Raw genomic sequence first — 15,094 nt, 5'->3', positions numbered from 1 at the left:
TCGTTGACTGGTCGTCGCTCAGACGCACGGCGTCAACACGACGCGGAGCTGGCTTGGGCTGTCTCATTCCGTTGCACCCGCGGGTGCGGCCGGCGGGAACATGCCGTCGACCGCGCCCTTCCCGTTCCAGCCCAGCAGGTTCATCCGCCCCGGGCTCGACGGCGTGGTCGGGCCGCCGCGCATCTCGTTGTAGTTGTCGACCGTCGCGTTGAGTGGCATCCCTGGCGTCTTGCCGTACGGCCCCTTCGCGTTCTCTCCCGGGCCACCCATGCCGGGACCTCCGTCTGTGTCGAGCGAGCAGCCGAGTTCCTCGAGTTCCCGTGCCGTCTCGACATGCGCCTTCGGGATGACATAACGATCCTCGTACTTGGCGATCGCCAGCAACCGGTACATCTCTTGAATCGTGGTCCCGGTCATTCCGACCCTTGCGGGAATCCGCTCGTCGGGTTGCCTTCCGAGGTTGATGTCCCGCATGTAGGAGCGCATGGCGGCGAGCTTGCGCAGCGACGACTCGACCGGTGCGACGTCGCCCGCGCTGAACAGGCCAGCGAGGTATTCGACGGGGATGCGCAGCTTGTCGATGGCGGCGAAGAGCGTGCGAGCATCCTCACCGTCGCTGTTTGTCGACGAGATGACGTCGACGACGGGTGACAGCGGCGGGATGTACCAGACCATCGGCATCGTTCGGTACTCGGGATGCAGCGGTAGGGCGATCTTGTAATCGGCGATCATTTTGTAGATGGGGCTGTTCTGCGCGGCCTCGATCCAGTCGTCGGCCATGCCCTCGGCCTTCGCCGCCGCGATCACGGCGGGGTCGAACGGATCGAGGAACACCGAGCGCTGCGCCTCGAGCAGGTCGTGATCGTTCTCGATGCTCGCGGCCGCCAAAACAGCATCGGCGTCGTACAACATGAGACCGAGGTAGCGGAGCCGGCCGACGCAGGTCTCCGAGCAGATCGTGGGCTTGCCCTGTTCGATGAGCGGGTAGCACAGGGTGCACTTCTCCGCCTTGCCCGTCTTGTGGTTGAAATAGACCTTCTTGTACGGACACGCCGAGACGCACATGCGCCAGCCGCGGCAGGCATCCTGGTCGACGAGGACGATGCCATCCTCCTCGCGCTTGTACATGGCTCCCGACGGGCAGGCGGCGACGCAGGCGGGATTCAGGCAGTGCTCGCAGATTCGGGGCAGGTAGAACATGAAGGTCTCTTCGAACTCCATCTTCACGTGCTCGCTCATGGTCGCCAGGATGGGGTCTGCTGCCGCGGTCTCCTGCGATCCACCGAGGTTGTCATCCCAGTTGCCGGACCACTTGATGTCCATGTTCTTGCCGGTGAGCAGGGACTTGGGCCGCGCGACCGGACTCTGGGTGCCCTGCGGCGCCTTGGTGAGCATGTCGTAGTCGTACGTCCACGGCTCGTAGTAGTCGTCGATCTCCGGCAGGTCAGGGTTGCTGAAGATGTGCAGCAGCTTCGAGATGCGCCCGCCTGATTTCAGCTTGAGGCGCCCCCGGCTGGTTCTGGACCATCCGCCCTTCCACCGATCCTGGTCCTCGTACAGGCGCGGATAACCGATTCCCGGTCGAGTCTCCACGTTGTTGAACCAGGCGTATTCGACGCCTTCGCGATTCGTCCAGACCTGCTTGCAGGTGACGCTGCAGGTGTGGCATCCAATGCACTTGTCGAGATTCATGATCATCGACATCTGGGCCATTACTCGCATCAGTACTCCACGTCTTGGCTTCGACGACGGATCACGGTGACCTCATCGCGTTGATTCCCGGTCGGTCCGAGGTAGTTGAAGGCGAAGGACAGCTGGGCGTAGCCGCCGATGAGGTGGCTGGGCTTCAGCAGTATTCGCGTGAGTGAGTTGTTCGTTCCGCCGCGCATCGCGGACGTCTCGGCGATCGGGACATTGATGGTGCGATCATTCGCGTGATACATGTACACGGTGCCTTCGGGCATCCGGTGCGAGACGATTGCGCGTGCCACAACGACGCCGTTGCGGTTGTAGGACTCGATCCATTCGTTGTCGCGTACGTCGATCTTGTCGGCATCCTGGGGAGACATCCAGATGGTGGGTCCGCCGCGCGACAGCGACAGCATCATCAGGTTGTCCTGGTATTCCGAGTGGATGGACCACTTCGAGTGCGGCGTCAGGTACCGCACGGCGACCTCGGCCTTCCCGGCCGAGCGCGGTGCCCCGGTCGGGGCCGTGGATCCCACAATGGAATCGTCGAACAGGCGGTGCATATCGAGCGGGGGGCGGAAGATCGGCAGTTGTTCCCCCAATTCGATCATCCAGTCATGGTCGAGGTAGAAGTGCTGCCTGCCGGTCAGCGTGTGCCACGGCTTCAAGTGCTCGATATTGATGGTGAACGCGCTGTATCGGCGACCCCCGTGCTCGCTCCCCGACCACTCCGGCGAGGTGAGAACCGGGACTGGCGCTCCTTGAACGTCCTGATAGGTGAATCGACGGCCCTCGTTGTCGCTCGCGAGGTGCGCCATCGCGGTACCCGTGCGCTTCTCGAGCTGGCGGAACCCTTGCGTGCCTAGTCGCCCATTCGTGGTGCCCGAGAATGCCAACACCATTTCGCACGCATGGATGTCGCGGGTCAGCTTTGGACGCCCTGCCGCCGGCCCGGACTCGACCAGTCCGTTCTTGATGCCGAGGTAGTCGATCTCCTTGTCTGGCGTGTAAGTGACGCCCTTGATCGTCATCCCGAGCTTGGCGGTAAGAGGGCCGAGGGCGCCGAGCTGGTCGGCGAAGGCCGGGTAATCTCGCTCGACGACGGTGAGACGGGGCATGGTCACCCCCGGCACCATTTCCTGGTCGTCGAGCACAACGCCGTGGGGCGTGGCCATCGCATCGGGAGTGTCGTGCATCAAAGGAGTTGCGACCAGATCCCGGCGAACCCCGAGGTGCACCGCGGAGAACTCCGAGACCTTCTTCGCCAGCAGGTGGAAGGCGTCGAAGTCGGTCTTGGCCTCCCACGGGGGCGTGATCGCCGGGTTGAAGGAGTGGATGAACGGGTGCATGTCGGTTGTCGACAAGTCGTTCTTCTCGTACCACGTGGCCGGTGGGAGGATCACGTCGCTGAAGACCGTGGTGGAGGTCATCCGGAAGTCGCTCGTGACCATCAGGTCGAGCTTTCCCTCCGGTGCCTCCTCCCGCCACGTCATCGTGTTCGGTCTCTTGTCGGGCGGTGATTCTGGCGCGCGCACCGCGGAGTCGGTGCCGAGAAGGTGCTTGAGGAAGTACTCGTTCCCTTTGCCGGATGAGCCGATGATGTTGGCCCGCCAGACCACCAGCACACGGGGGAAATTCTCCGGCGCGTCGGGGTCTTCGCAGGCGTAGGCGAGACTTCCGTCCTTCAGCGACTCGACAACGTACTGAGCGGGATCCATTCCGGCCGCCGCAGCGTCGTCCACGAGATCGAGGGAATTCCGGTTGAATGTCGGAAAGCTGGGCATCCATCCACGTTTGGCTGATTCCACGAGGCAGTCCGCAGTCGTGCGCCCAGCGAACGTGCCGGTAGCGAGCGGGCTCGCCAGCGTGTCGGCACTCAGACCGTCATAGCGCCACTGATCGGTGGCGAGATACCAGAACGCCGTGCCGATCATCGCCCGCGGCGGCCGCACCCAGTCAAGCGCGAATGCGTACTGCGCCTGACCGGTTATCGGGCGCACCTTCTCCTGGCCGACGTAGTGCGCCCAGCCTCCACCGTTCTTCCCCTGGCAGCCGGTCATCGTGGTGAGCGCGAGGAAGGCACGGTAGATCGTGTCCGAATGGAACCAGTGGTTCGTACCCGCACCCATCAGAATCATCGAACGCCCCCCGGATTCCTCGGCGTTCTGGGCGAACTCACGCCCGATGCGTTCGGCGGCCTGCATGGGAACGGAGGTGATCTCCTCCTGCCAGGCAGGAGTGCCCGGCGACGACGCGTCGTCATAGCCCGTGGGCCATTCGCCGGGGAGGCCTTCCCTGCCCACCCCGTATTGGGCAAGCAGGAGGTCGAAGACGGTCGTGACAAGCTGCCCGGCGATCTCGGTGACGGGAACGCCACGGCGGATCACTCCGGTTCCGCCGGCGTGCTCGTCGTCCTCGGTCGTGGGCGCGACATCGAATCGGGGCATGTCGATGGCGACAGTCGCGCCGTCGTAGTGGGGCGAATCCGCGATGGACAGCAGCGGGTCGACACCCTCGAGATCCAGATTCCACTTGCCGGCGTCGGTCTCGGAGAACCGATGTCCGAGCGACCCGTTCGGGACGATTGCGACGCCGTCCTGGTTGAGCAGCACGGGCTTGAAGTGGCTGCTTGCCATGGTCGCCGGTGTGTCCGGCAACGCCTCCGCAGTGAGAAACTTGCCGGGAACCCACGCGTCTTCGCGTTTCACCAGCGAGATGAGATAGGCGGAGTCGCTGAATCTCTTCAGGTAGTCCGTGAACGCCGGCGTGCGGCGGTCGACCAGGAACTCCTTGAGGATGACGTGGCCCATCGCGATGGCAAGAGCTCCGTCGGTGCCGGGGTGCGGCGACAGCCATTCGTCGGCGAACTTCGAATTGTCCGCGTAGTCGGGCGAGACGGTGATGACCTTCTGACCACGGTACCGCGCCTCCACCATGAAATGCGCATCGGGAGTGCGCGTCACGGGCACATTCGAACCCCACATGATGAGATACGACGAGTTCCACCAGTCGGCGGACTCGGGCACGTCGGTCTGGTCGCCGAAGACCTGGGGTGATGCGACGGGCAGGTCCGCGTACCAATCGTAAAACGACAGCATCGTTCCGCCGAGCATCGTGATGTAGCGATTCCCGACTCCGTGCGAGACGATCGACATCGCGGGGATCGGCGAGAAGCCGGCGATCCGATCCGGACCGTACTTCTTGATGGTGTGCACCTGAGCCGCCGCGACGATCTCCGCCGCCTCATCCCAACTGGCGCGAACGAGGCCGCCCTTGCCTCGAGCGCTCTTGTAGGCGCGCGCCGTCTCGGGATTACCAGTAACCTCCGCCCAGGCGAGTACCGGATCGCCGGTTCGCGCCTTCGCCTCGCGGTACGCGGTCAGCAGGACGCCACGCACGTAGGGGTAACGAACTCGGGTCGGCGAATAGGTGTACCAACTGAACGCCGCTCCCCGCGGGCATCCGCGCGGCTCGTACTCGGGTGAATCCGGGCCGACCGAGGGATAGTCCGTCTGCTGCGTCTCCCAGGTGATCACGCCATCCTTGACGTACACCTTCCAGGAGCATGACCCGGTGCAGTTCACGCCATGCGTGGAACGCACCTCCTTGTCATGGGTCCAGCGGTCACGATAGAACGCATCGGCATCGCGGCCCCCCTCGAGAAAGACCGACCGCAGGTCAGTCGATGCCTCCCCCTTCCGAAGGAATCGGCCGAGACTCAGGATGGTGTCCGAGGCGGTTCCTGTCACGGCTTCCACTCGGCCGCGAGCGGCGAAGGCAGAATTCTTAGGCATCTTCACGACGGACTCCTCAGACTCCCGGACCCGCCCCGGCCGGCGACGCCCTTTTCGCGAGTCTGCACCAACGACGAATCCTCTACAACACTGAAACGCCGTGAATAATCGACGGCTCCTGGTCCAGCGTGCCGTCGTTGATCACGGGCGGGGTGTGAACGATGTCGACCGTGCAGGTGTCGAACCCGCTGAACGGGTGAAGCCGCTCGACGGCGAGGGGTCCGCCCGTCTGATTCAGCAGGCTGCGCAGGATCGTGAAATGCACGCCGCAGACCTCGGGATGCTCGCGCACCATGTCCGCGAATGGGCACTGGTGAAGATGAATATGCCCTGCCGCATCATCGATGTCCCAGTCGTATCCGCTCTGATCGAGGTGATCCTCGAGCACATCCAACTGCCGTTGCTCTCGAGTCTGAGAGATCTCTCGTATCGGCAGCATCATCCGCATTTGCTGCGCACGAAGCTCCGCCAGGGCAACCTGCGCCTCATGCTTGGTGTCGTCGAGGTGGTCGATTCCGTCGACCGCGCTGTACATCATGCGCGGCCTCCCCTTGATCTCCCTGACCTCGGGCTCGCAGGTGACGTAGTTCTCATCGATCAACCGCTGGAGGTGTTCCCTGACAGTGTTCGGATGCAGCCCAGTCACGCTCGCCAGGTCCGTGACGGTCATCGTTCCCCGCTTCTGCAGGTGGTACAGCAGGCTGATTCTGCTGAACGATGCGAGCGTCCGATACGACGACGGCTGGGTGACCATGGGGCAAGTATGGGCCGCCCGATCACAATTTGAAATGGATATCGAAAAGCCGCTCGGGCCCACGCTCGACACTCGTGTCCTCTCCGCTCCGGAAGTCGACGCATCCGGCTCGGCCGATCGCCGGTATTTTTCACGGCGTTAGGTTGTTGAGGTGATCTCGCTCTCGCGGGATGATTGCAGCGTCGCGGGCGTCCGCCGGCGAGTCTCGTCTACCGCCGAGGATGATCATGCCCGCTCTCACCCCAACCAGTGCTCATGCGGATCTCGCGCCGGACCTCTCCAACTGGGACCCGGAGAACGAGAAGACGTGGGATTCCAGGCTCGCGTGGCGCACGTTGTGGATCACCACCTACATCCTTACCCTCAGCTTCGCGACGTGGTATCTGGTAAGCGCGATCGCGCCCCGCCTGAACTCGATCGGCTACGCGCTGACCCCGGCCCAGCTCTACTGGCTGGTCGCACTGCCCGGTCTCGCCGGAGGACTGCTGCGACTCGTGTTCATGTTCCTCCCGCCGATAATGGGAACACGGGCGATGGTGGCGATGTCATCGGCCCTGCTCGTCCTCCCCATGCTCGGCTGGACGCTCGCCGCTCGAGACGCCACCACGCCGTACTGGGTGCTGCTGGTGCTCTCCTTCGCCGCGGGTATCGGGGGCGGAGCGTTCTCCGGATTCATGGCGTCGACCAGCTACTTCTTCCCCAAACGACTCGCCGGCACGGCATTGGGCCTCCAGGCCGGACTCGGCAACTTCGGAATCGGGCTCATCCAGGTATTGCTGCCCTGGGTCGTCGGATTCGGCCTGCTCGGCACGGCGGCGCTGACTCCCGAGAGCGCGACAGACGGCAGTCTGGTCTGGCTTCACAATGGAGGGTTGGTGCTCATCCCGTGGGCGATCCTCGGCTGCATCCTCGCGGCCGTCTACCTTCGCCGGGTGCCGGTCACGGCAAACTTCCGTCAGCAGATGGACATTTTCCGCATCAAGCACACCTGGATCATGACCGCGATCTACCTCATGAGCTTCGGCGCCTTCAGCGGGCTCGCCGCACAAATGGGCCTCATCATCGTCAATGTCTACGGTCACTTCGCCCACGCCCCCAACCCACTCGCCTTCGCCTTCATCGGCCCGCTACTGGGCGCTGCGGTCCGCGCAGCGTGTGGCCCCCTGTGCGACAAGTTCGGTGGCGCGATCTTCACCTTCATCGGTGGCGCCGGGATGATCGTCGGAACCGTCGTCACGACATTCTTCCTTCAGCCCACAAACGTCGGTCAGTTTTGGGGCTTCCTCACCGGCATGCTCATAATCTTCCTCTTCTCCGGTTTCGCCAATGCGGGGACCTTCAAGCAGATGCCGATGATCTTCCCCAAGCGCCAGGCCGGCGGCGCCATCGCCTGGACCTCTGCGATTGCGGCATTCGGGCCGTTTGTGGTGGGCATCTCGCTGACTGTGGTGAGCCCGTTCGCCTTCTTCGTGGGCTGCGCCATATTCTGCGTATTCTGCACTGGTCTCGCCTGGTACTTCTACGCACGCCCGGGCGCGCCTTTCCCTAGCTGACCGTCGCAGCCTCGTCCTCGGCGACTGCGCCCGGCTTACAGGTCGAAGGGTGACAGTCACGCCATTGCGGCCGCCTGCGGCGCGAGTACCGGACCAGTGGTGAACCGCACCGACACGGATCGGTAACCACCATCGGGAAAGGGGGCCGGATCCGGCGCATCCTCCGCGAGCTCAATGAGGACCATGCGTGCGAGCAGCTCCTCCGTGACGGTTCGCAGCTCCATCCGAGCCAGACCGGCGCCTGGACAGTTGTGAATTCCCCGGCCGTAAAGCAGATTGTCCGCAGCATGGCCGACGGCATCGAAGTGATTGTCCGAACCGAAGACCGACTCGTCTCGGTTCGCCGAAGCCCACAGCACGGTCACACGCTCGTGCGCGGGGATCGTGAAGCCGCCCAGATCGACGGCTCGCGTTGTGACGCGTCGATTCGAGATCAACGGCGGCACGATCCGAAGGATCTCGTCAATCGACGTCGCGATCATCGCGGGGTGTTGGCGAAGGCGATCCTGGAGGTCGGGATGAACCGCCAGGTACCGGATCACGATGCCCACGCTTGCAGCGATCGTCGCGAGCTCGCCCACCGTCCAGTTCCGCAGGATCGAGATGAGCTCGGGATCCGAAAGCGGCCGGCCGTCGATTTGCTGCTCGAGCAACTCCTGGGTCAGGTCATTCCTCCGAGGGCCCGATCCCGAACGACGGTCGGCCAGCACCGCCCTGATGACGTGGTCGAACTCTTCGGCAATGCTGCCCTGCACCACGGGGTCGCCGTCAACCATCGCGTGGTGTCGACGAACAACCCACTCGCGGAGCGCCAGCTCGGTCGACAGCGGCCAGCCCAGCCAGCGACGCTGAACGCGAAGTGCGAAGTCCAGGGCGAAACGGCCCATGATCTCGACCGGCTCGTCGCCGGGAAGGGCGGCGACCAATTCGGCGGCCGCCGTCTTGCAGTCGGGCTCGAATTCGGCGGTACGCTCCCGGGTGAAGAAGCGATCGATGAGTTCGCGATATTGCGTGTGCATTGGAGGATCGAACCCGTTCGGAACGGCGGCATGTTGCGCCGACACTGCGCTGGAGAACGTTCCTGGGTCGTCGAGAACCCGAACCGCCTCGGCATGGCCAAGGACCGCAACACCGAGCCGCCCGTCGACGGCAATGGGACAGCGGCCGCGAAGGTCGTCGAATAACCCCAGCTGGTCGGCCAACAGCGCGTCCGGATCGATCACCGGCGGACCGGCCGAGTCTGGAACAGCGGCACCGATCGCGGAGTGTGGTTCATGGACCGACATCGTATTGCCGCCTTAGAAAAGTGGACATGCCCTCTGGCCCGACGCTAGCGCGCTCAGCGGGGGAAATCTCCGCCGACCCGCCAGGACCCATCACCGTGCGGAGCGGTCACGCGCCCACCGTGAAGCCATCGAGCCACTCGCCGATGCGGGCGATGCTCCGCTGCCCTCCGGCGCTGTGGGGCCGATCGAGATGACCGTGGACTGTGCCCGGCTCGCACTCGACTCGTACGTCGACACCGGCCTCCAACGCCTGCTGGGCAAACCCTTCCCCGGAGGACCGGAGATCGTCCGACTGCGAGTTGATAATGAAGATCGGCGGCATTCCCGCGAGGTTCGCGTGGGCCGGGAACGCGTAGGGATCCCCCAACGCCGCCTCCGATCCGGCGTAGTTGAGATTCATTTCACGCACCGTTTCGGGAGGAAAGCGCGCCTCTGGGCCAAGCGAGTCCACCGCAGCACGGATTTCGGCGGATGCAGCGGGAATCACGTCGTGGAGGACCGGGTAGGCCAACACCAGAGACGACGGCACCCTCCCCGCGCCATCACGAAGTCTCACTCCGACTCCCGCCGCGAGGTTTCCGCCCGCGCTCGCGCCACCAAGGTGAACCGGACTCTCATCGAACCCCAGATGATCGTCAGCCCAGTTCCACGAATCGAGCAGATCGATGGATGGCACCGGAAAATGCACCCCCAACAGAGCCTTGGTGTATTCCACCGACAGCACGGAGTACCCCCGAGCAGCGAGCGCGAGAGCGACCCAATTCCCTTCCGGCATCTCGATGTCTCCCCCGATGAAACTTCCGCCGTGCGCCCAGACGACCGCACCCTTCGAGTCACCCGCGGGAAGATACAACCGGCCTGCCACGTCGCCATTCGACGCCGGAACGACCACGTCCTTCAGGCGCACCTCGGCGAGGTCGGAGTAGCGCGCTCGAAGGGAAGCCGTATCAACATCCGGCCGCTGGTCGACCGGAAATGTGCCTGCCTCAAGCGCCCGGAGGGCGGCCACGAATGTCGAAGGTTCCTGGTCTGCGTTCATGGCTCTGTCTGGCTCTCGGTAGCGGCGGCTAGGGATTGACCTGAACCTCGGTCAGGGGGAGTTCGCCGGGCACACGGCCGGCTGAATCGCGGCCGACTACGGTCCCCCGCGGCCTGCATCGATCTCCATTTTGAAAGCTTTCATCGACTCTACAGCGCGACTGCCCTGGACGTCATCGGTCCGTCGATCCTCGACGTCCGCGGCCAGGGTTCACTCGAATCCCGGTCCCGCGTCAGCGATGTGACTTCGCCTGCCGTCCGTGACTCCCCTGCCGGTGCAGGCGGGCCAACTGTGGCGCAATGGACTCGGTCTCACCACTCTGCGAGTGACCGTCGCAGCGTATCCATGTCGGAGTCGGGAAGTGCGAGCGCGATGGCCTCGCCGATCGTGAGGTCCGCGCCCTGGCGCTCGCCGGCCGCGACCGCTGCCGGGTCGGCCGCGCGGGCCGCGTCCAGCTGCGGGGTGTGCACCCGAAACGCCTCCGCGTCGAAGACGCCGATGCGGTGGCGGATGACGGCTGCCGCGGCCGAGAGCGCGCCGGCTCGCTCTCCGTCGCCGCGTGCCGCCGCGACGGCGCAGAGTCCCTCAAGCCCGTAGGCGATGCCCTCTTCGTGACGCAGGCGGATCGAGACCAGCAACGTTCGCACGCACGCGTCCTCGGCGGCATCCACATCTCCACGCAGCAGCAGCAGCCGCGCCTGATGATTGCCGGCCACCGATCGCGTGAAGAGGTCCCCGCTCGCCTCAGCGATCTCGGCAGCCCGGTCGAAGCGCTTCAGCGCATCGTCCGGCAAGCCGCGCAACCAGGCCAGGCGACCACGCGATACCTCGGTGATTGCCTCGGCCCACGTGTTGCCGACCGCGTGCTGGCGCTCGGCGGCGTCAGCGAGCTCGCGTTCCGCCGTCGTCACGTCGGGCGTCGGCAGCTGAAGGCGCGCCGTCGCGCGCGCCGCGAGCGCCATCGCTGCCGCATCCTCATCGCCGCTCTCGCTGAACAGGCGCACGCACTCGGCCAGGCCCGCCACCACACCCTCCGACGGCCTCTGCCACATCTCTCCCCACAGGGCGAGGAACCACGCCACCGCCCTGGTGCGCTGCGTGATCGGCAGCTCCTTGCCCAGCAACTCCAGCATCCAGGCCCGCACCTCGGCGAAGAATCCCGCGATCCACCAGTAGATGAGCAGGTTCCACGCGAAGTCGCCGGCGTCGTCGAGGCGGTCGGTGTAGATCAGGTGGCGAACCGCTGCGCGCAGGTTGGGCAGCTCGAGACCTAGCTGTGCGACGGCATCGGCCTGCTCGAGTCCGCGCAGCTGCGGAGCGGTACGGACGACGAAGCCGCGGTAGTAGTCCGCGTGCGCCGCGCGCATGGTGTCCGCGTCGCCGGCGATCTTCAGCCGGTCCAAGGCATATTCGCGCACGAGGGCGAGCAGCGAGAAGACCACGCGGCCGTCGATCTCGGTCTGCTTCACGAGCGACGCGTCGATGAGCGCCGCGAGACTGTCCAGTGCCGTCCCGTCCCACGATCGCCCGGCGCCCAGCGCCTCGACCGCCTCGAGCGTGAAGCGCGTGGCAAACACGCCGAGGTCCTCGAACAGCCCGCGGTGGGCATCGGGCAGCAGGCTCGCGCTCCAGTCGATTGTCGCGCGCATGGTGCTATGCCGCTCAGGCATGTCGCGCACCGAGGCGGTGAGCAGCGGCAGGCTTCGCTCGAGGCGCTCGGCGATGCCGCGGGGTGTCAGCATCCTGACCTTCGCCGCCGCCAATTCGATGGCCAGCGGCAGGCCCTCGAGGCGCCGGCAGATGTCGGCGATGTCCGGCGCGTTCTCCTCCGTGATCGCGAAGCCGGGCTTCACCGCCGTCGCGCGGTCGACGAAGAGCATGCAGGCCGAGGAGCGCAGCGTGCGGTCGAGGGTGGCCGCGCCGACGCCGTCCGGCGTCGGCAGCGCGCCGACCTCGTAGACCTGCTCGCCACGGATCCGCAGCACGATGCGGCTCGTGACCAGGAAGGTGGCGTGCGGTGCCGCCGCGTAGAGACGCACCAGCACCGGGGCGGCATCCACGATCTGCTCGAAGTTGTCGAGCACGATGAGCACACGGCGCCCTGCCAGCGCGTGCGCGATGCGCTCTTCGAGGGCGGCTTCGCCGTTGTCGCGGATGCCGAGGGTGTAGGCGATGGTGGGCACGAGCAGGCCCGGCTCGAGGACGCCCTCAAGCAGCGCGAAATAGATGCCGTCGGGGAAGAGATCCTCGACGGCGCGCGCCGTCTCGATGGCGAGTCTGCTCTTGCCGATCCCGCCTGGTCCGATCAAGCTGACGACCCGGCTCTCCCCCTGGCGCAGCAGGGCGCACACGCGCTCGATGTCGCCCTCGCGGCCGATCGTCGCGGTGTACGCGACGGGGATCTTCTCGATCGCCGAAGGCGTCACCGCCGACAGTTCGGTGTCGCCGGCGACCCGGGACTCGTCGAATCTCTCCGCGAGCAGCGCCGCGAGGTCGTCGGCGACCTGATCTTCGAGGTCGGCCGCGCTCTCGAACGTGAGGTACGCGGCGGTGTCGTCGGATCGGATGCGGTCGATCAGACTTTTCAAGCGTTCGTCGCGCTGCGTCGACGCCTTGATGTAGATCAGCTTCGGCATCGATTCCGCCGCGAGGTTGTACTCGTCCTCGAGGCCAGACAGCTTCTCGTCGGGAGCAACCCAGCCGTAGCTGTCGCCATAGATCCCGACGAAGACGTCGGACTGCGCCAGATAGGCGCGGTACAGGCCTCGAGGTGGGTGGGGACGCGCGCCCAATTCGAACATCACCGGCGCGAGGCGGAGTCGCTCGATCGCCGCACGCACCGCGCGCCGCTCATCCGCCAGCTCACGAAGTGTCGAGCTCACGAACACCCGGATCCGCTGATCGGGTGTGCGGATCACGGGCCTGACGTGCCCATTCATGTGCTTATCATGGCGCGATCAGCGGCTATCGCGCCACGGTTTGCGGCAATCCGTGCGGCTCGGGACTACTGCGGTATCGGCTGACAGGCCGGTCATGGCACCGAGCCCGACGAGATTCTCGCCGCAATCCGGACGCTTTCTCACCGCTGGGCCCCTCACTGGGTCCTCTGCACCAGATCATCACGGGCGGCTCCGGTTTGGCCGGCTACACCACCTCAAAGTCGCCCTCACACGGGCTCCGCGAGGGCCTCGCCCCCGGGTCGCGCGTGACCGGACGGCACCGGCGCGACCACCTGGCGAATAAGCTCCTCCCACCCGTTGGCCAGTCGATCCAAAGAGATGTTCGCTTCACGGTGTTCGTGCAAGACAAGGGCCGCGTCGAGTGCGGCCAGGAGAGTGAACGCGAGCACCTGAGTGTCGCCCTCGAAATCCGATTGCTTGAGGAGTACCCGTAGATGGAGATGCAAGGCGGCGCGAGGCGGCGAGGTATAGCGGGTCTCGGGAGGCTCCTCCGCAGCGCGGATCAAGTCGCCCTGCCGTGTGATCAGCCGGATGCGTTCCCGACCGAATGCAACGAGGCGATCGATCGGGGCTGCGCCGGGGCCCAACGGGGGTGGGCCAGAGATGAGCTGCCGCTGAAAGTCCAATTCGATCTCATTGATCAGCGCCTGCATGAGGCCGCCTCGGGAGCCGAATCGACGAAAGATGGTTCCCTTCCCGAGTCCCGCCTCGCGGGCCACGGCATCCATCGTGAGCCCGTCGACGCCGCGACGTTCGAGCAGCCGACGGGCCGTCGTGAGGAGGATCTCCCTATTGCGCGCAGCATCGGCACGCTCTGATGGAAGCGGGAGCGGCCGTGTCAGCATTCCTACCTCCAGTTGCATGTCAGGCAATTCGGAATGAAACGGACCCCGGTCCGGTTCCGTACAGCGTTCGGTGCTTCGCCCGGGCCAATCACTCCCACAGCGTAACCATAGGAGCAGTAATGTCAGACATCTCCATCCTCGTTCTCGTCGGTAGCCTGCGCGCGGGCTCTACCAATCTTCAGCTCGCCGAGGCCGCGGCTCAGGTCACGCCAGTGGGCGTCTCGCTCACGATCTATGACGGTCTCGCCGACATCCCCTTCTACAACGAAGACATAGACGTCGACGGTGCCGTCCCCGACGTTGCAACGGAATTGCGCGCCGCTATCGCGGGCTCCGACGCGATCCTTGTCATCACGCCCGAATACAACGGCACGATTCCGGCCGTGCTCAAGAACGCAATCGACTGGGCTTCGCGCCCCTATGGTGCCGGTGCAATCACGGGAAAGCCCGTCGCGGCGATCGGCAGCGCATTCGGACAGTTCGGCGGCACCTGGGCTCACGATGACGCCAGAAAGTCCTTCGGCATCGCTGGGGCGCGGGTGCTCGAGGATGTCAGGCTCTCGGTTCCTGGTTCGCTCGTGCGCTTCGCTGAACTGCACCCGAAGGATGACTCCGAGGTTATGCAGCAGCTGACGGCCGTGGTGCGCGACATCGTTGCGGGTGTTCCGGTGAAGAACGCCGCGTAGCGATCTGTTTCGCTCAGGCGCGGCCAGCCTGCGGCAGTTGCGGCAGGCAGCTCCTCGAGCAGTCGACCGGCGGGGGGGGACGATCGCTGAGTTCGCGGTCGGAAACGACGGTTCGCTCACGCGAATCGGGACGGTTACCGGATTGGCACCGAACAACGTCACCGGGGTGGATCGAATCGCCGCCACGTGACCCGATCCAGGGATGCGGGGTGAGCCACGAGCGAGTCCCGCATCCCGACCGTGCTGCGCAATATCCACCTTGAGCGCCCCTACGACGACCCGGGTTTTGCCGATGCCCCGAAGTCGTCGTGCAGACCCGCCGTGCCGGCCCGGATCGTGGCCATCAGCCGCACCGTTTCGGCTCGACGGGGAGCACCCAGCGGTGTTCTGGCCTTTCAATTCTGGTAGAACTTCTCACGGATGCAGTCGTCTTCATGCGTTAGAAACCAAGGAGACAGAGGCCTATGCCCACCGATATCGCCACTCGA

At 65.2% G+C, this 15,094-nt stretch carries 9 protein-coding genes and 1 pseudogene; 2 read left to right on the top strand and 8 right to left on the bottom strand.

Annotation, left to right across the window (positions count from 1 at the left end; translation table 11 throughout):
* Nucleotides 1-63: 63 nt before the first annotated feature.
* The 3 genes from narH to FVP33_RS08765 form a co-directional block, all read right to left on the bottom strand.
* Nucleotides 64-1,722 carry a nitrate reductase subunit beta gene (gene narH, locus FVP33_RS08775; protein WP_147783287.1) on the bottom strand — a complete coding sequence of 553 codons (1,659 nt, stop codon included), beginning with the start codon at nt 1,720-1,722 and terminating at the stop codon, nt 64-66.
* Complete coding sequence (locus FVP33_RS08770) at nt 1,722-5,483, bottom strand: nitrate reductase subunit alpha (protein ID WP_147783286.1); 3,762 nt, start codon at nt 5,481-5,483, stop codon at nt 1,722-1,724. The genes narH and FVP33_RS08770 overlap by 1 nt, the downstream gene beginning before the upstream one ends.
* A gap of 82 nt (nt 5,484-5,565) precedes the next feature.
* Nucleotides 5,566-6,237, bottom strand: a complete 672-nt coding sequence (locus FVP33_RS08765) for a helix-turn-helix transcriptional regulator (protein WP_147783285.1) — start codon at nt 6,235-6,237, stop codon at nt 5,566-5,568.
* Between the two features lie 227 nt (nt 6,238-6,464).
* Here FVP33_RS08765 and FVP33_RS08760 point away from each other — a divergent pair, with 227 nt between their 5' ends.
* Nucleotides 6,465-7,790 carry an MFS transporter gene (locus FVP33_RS08760; RefSeq protein WP_147783284.1) on the top strand — a complete coding sequence of 442 codons (1,326 nt, stop codon included), beginning with the start codon at nt 6,465-6,467 and terminating at the stop codon, nt 7,788-7,790.
* Between the two features lie 56 nt (nt 7,791-7,846).
* Here FVP33_RS08760 and FVP33_RS08755 read toward each other — a convergent pair whose 3' ends face one another.
* From FVP33_RS08755 to FVP33_RS20085, 5 genes and pseudogenes are all read right to left on the bottom strand, one after another.
* Nucleotides 7,847-9,076 carry a cytochrome P450 gene (locus FVP33_RS08755; RefSeq protein WP_147783283.1) on the bottom strand — a complete coding sequence of 410 codons (1,230 nt, stop codon included), beginning with the start codon at nt 9,074-9,076 and terminating at the stop codon, nt 7,847-7,849.
* Nucleotides 9,077-9,182: 106 nt separating this feature from the next.
* The gene (locus FVP33_RS08750) at nt 9,183-10,115 is read right to left on the bottom strand and encodes an alpha/beta hydrolase (protein WP_147783282.1); all 933 of its coding nucleotides are present in this window, start codon (nt 10,113-10,115) and stop codon (nt 9,183-9,185) included.
* Nucleotides 10,116-10,426: 311 nt separating this feature from the next.
* Complete coding sequence (locus tag FVP33_RS08745) at nt 10,427-13,054, bottom strand: ATP-binding protein (RefSeq protein ID WP_147783281.1); 2,628 nt, start codon at nt 13,052-13,054, stop codon at nt 10,427-10,429.
* Between the two features lie 227 nt (nt 13,055-13,281).
* Nucleotides 13,282-13,728: a hypothetical protein gene (locus FVP33_RS08740; protein WP_246142276.1), complete on the bottom strand. Its 447-nt coding sequence runs from the start codon at nt 13,726-13,728 to the stop codon at nt 13,282-13,284.
* A pseudogene (locus FVP33_RS20085) lies at nt 13,729-13,920 on the bottom strand (helix-turn-helix domain-containing protein); the annotation flags it as partial.
* 119 nt (nt 13,921-14,039) lie between these two features.
* Here FVP33_RS20085 and FVP33_RS08735 point away from each other — a divergent pair.
* The gene (locus FVP33_RS08735) at nt 14,040-14,606 is read left to right on the top strand and encodes an NAD(P)H-dependent oxidoreductase (protein WP_147783279.1); all 567 of its coding nucleotides are present in this window, start codon (nt 14,040-14,042) and stop codon (nt 14,604-14,606) included.
* Nucleotides 14,607-15,094 lie beyond the last annotated feature (488 nt).

The organism is Lacisediminihabitans profunda (assembly GCF_008040105.1).
GTDB classification, from domain to species: Bacteria; Actinomycetota; Actinomycetes; order Actinomycetales; family Microbacteriaceae; genus Lacisediminihabitans; species Lacisediminihabitans profunda.
The sequence above is the reverse complement of the archived record's forward strand: the minus strand, read 5'-3'. Positions and strand labels throughout refer to the sequence as shown.

Excerpts from the sequence above, each read along its gene's own strand:
- FVP33_RS08750 (WP_147783282.1), bottom strand. The coding sequence starts at position 10,115 with ATGAACGCAGACCAGGAACCTTCGACATTCGTGGCCGCCCTCCGGGCG.
- FVP33_RS08740 (WP_246142276.1), bottom strand. The coding sequence starts at position 13,728 with ATGCAGGCGCTGATCAATGAGATCGAATTGGACTTTCAGCGGCAGCTC.
- narH (WP_147783287.1), bottom strand. The coding sequence starts at position 1,722 with ATGCGAGTAATGGCCCAGATGTCGATGATCATGAATCTCGACAAGTGC.
- FVP33_RS08765 (WP_147783285.1), bottom strand. The coding sequence starts at position 6,237 with ATGGTCACCCAGCCGTCGTCGTATCGGACGCTCGCATCGTTCAGCAGA.
- FVP33_RS08755 (WP_147783283.1), bottom strand. The coding sequence starts at position 9,076 with ATGTCGGTCCATGAACCACACTCCGCGATCGGTGCCGCTGTTCCAGAC.
- FVP33_RS08735 (WP_147783279.1), top strand. The coding sequence starts at position 14,040 with ATGTCAGACATCTCCATCCTCGTTCTCGTCGGTAGCCTGCGCGCGGGC.
- FVP33_RS08745 (WP_147783281.1), bottom strand. The coding sequence starts at position 13,054 with ATGAATGGGCACGTCAGGCCCGTGATCCGCACACCCGATCAGCGGATC.
- FVP33_RS08760 (WP_147783284.1), top strand. The coding sequence starts at position 6,465 with ATGCCCGCTCTCACCCCAACCAGTGCTCATGCGGATCTCGCGCCGGAC.
- FVP33_RS08770 (WP_147783286.1), bottom strand. The coding sequence starts at position 5,483 with ATGCCTAAGAATTCTGCCTTCGCCGCTCGCGGCCGAGTGGAAGCCGTG.